The sequence below is a fragment of the Streptomyces sp. NTH33 genome (assembly GCF_003236365.1).
Classification (GTDB): Bacteria; Actinomycetota; Actinomycetes; order Streptomycetales; family Streptomycetaceae; genus Streptomyces.
In genome coordinates this window covers 1-1,814 of the sequence record NZ_POTZ01000807.1, presented here as the reverse complement: position 1 = coordinate 1,814, position 1,814 = coordinate 1, and the positions used below count along the sequence as shown (strand labels likewise).

The following is a 1,814-nucleotide window of genomic DNA, read 5'->3' as shown; positions in this document are numbered from 1 at the left end:
CCCCGGGCCCCCCGGCTCACCTCCTCCGCGGACGCGCTCACCCTGACCGTTCCGCCGGGCAGCACCACTCCCGGCTACACACTTCGGGTGACGACCGGTCAACTCTCCTTGACGACGAGCCGTTCGGGCGGCACGGTCCTGGCCACCGCCGACGCGAACACCGGCGGCGCCCTGCGCTTCCACACCGCCGGCACCTGGCAGTACGCCACCCGCGTCACCGGCTGGACCTGGAAGAACGGCACCCTGGCCCTCACCGCCGCCACGACGCTGACCGGCGCGACGGTGAGGGCCCGCGTCACCCCGTCCGCCGACCGCTACCTACTCGACTGGCAGGTCGGGGGAGCGACCCCCGAACGCCTCGGACTGGCCTACGACTTGAAGTCCGCCGGCCACTGGTACGGCCATGGGGAGGCACAGACCCCGAAGGGCGGCCCCGCCACCGACCAGCCCTGGCCGCTCGACACCGGCCAGGTCGTCCACGAGGCCTTCGGCCCGGCCTCGTACTACATGATCGACCCCTTCTGGTACACGTCCTCGGCGGCCGGCCTGCGCGTGGACACCGGACACGTGATGAACGTGGCGATCAACCGGGGCGAGGACGGCCTGGGCCGCTTCGACATCGAGTCCGCGGACCCGTACCGGGCGACGGTCTTCGTGGAGTCCACGCCCCTGGAGGTCTACCGCGACTACGTCGGCATCGTGGGCGGACCGGCGAAGACCGACGCGACGTACCGCCATTACGCGGAGCCGGTGTGGAACTCCTGGGCGCAGTTCTACACCCGCGTCGGCCAGGCCGAAATCCTGGACTACGCCCAGGACCTCCACGACCACGGCCTCACCGGCCACACGCTCCAGCTCGACGACAAGTGGGAGTCCGACTACGGGAACCTGACCTTCGACCCGAAGGCCTACCCCGACCCCGGGGCGATGTCCCGCCGCATCCACGACCTGGGCTTCGACTTCGGCCTCTGGGTGACCCTGTGGATCAACCTGGACTCCGACCAGTACGCGTACGCCGCCGACCACGGCTACCTGCTGGCGGACGCCACCGACCCCGGCAGGCCCTGCCGGGTCACGTGGTGGAACGGCGTCGCCGGCATCGTCGACCTCGCCAACCCGGACGCGGCGGCGTGGTACAAGGCCCGGCTCAGGACCCTGATGACCACGTACGGCATCGAGGGCCTGAAGTTCGACACTCGCTTCTTCGACGAGCGGTGCGCCCCGCGCGCGGGCCACGCCCCCACCGACTACCAGCGCCTCGGCGCCCGGCTCGCCGACGAGTTCGACCTCCAGGGCGTCGGCATCCGCGTCCACTGGGACACCACCGCCCACCGGGCCGGATTCGTCACCCGCCAGCTGGACAAGGGCACCGGCTGGGACTCCCTGCGCGCCTCCGTCACCCAGAACCTCGCCATCTCCACGATCGGCTACCCCTTCGTCACCACCGACATGATCGGCGGCTCCAGCGCCCAGCCCGCCCCCACGAAGGAGGTCCTGGTCCGCTGGGCCCAGTCCGCGTCCCTGATGCCGCTGATGTACGCCTCCACGTCCCCCGTGGACACCATCGACGTCACGACCGGCCGGAAGGTGGTCTACGACCAGCAGACCATCACCCTCTACCGCCAGGCCATCGCCCGCCACGCCCGTCTGGCCCCCTACATCTGGGACCAGGTCCAGCACACCCTGAGAACCGGCGACCCGATCATGCGCCCCCTGTTCTTCGACTTCCCGCACGACCAACAGGCGTACACGATCACCGACGAGTGGATGCTGGGCCCCGCGGTCCTGGCGGCCCCGCAACTGACGAACGCACC

At 70.7% G+C, this 1,814-nt stretch carries 1 protein-coding gene; it reads left to right on the top strand.

Annotated elements, in window-relative coordinates:
• On the top strand, window positions 1–1,814 hold a 1,814-nt coding region (locus tag C1I97_RS36475; RefSeq protein WP_258382915.1), incomplete at both ends, for a glycoside hydrolase family 31 protein.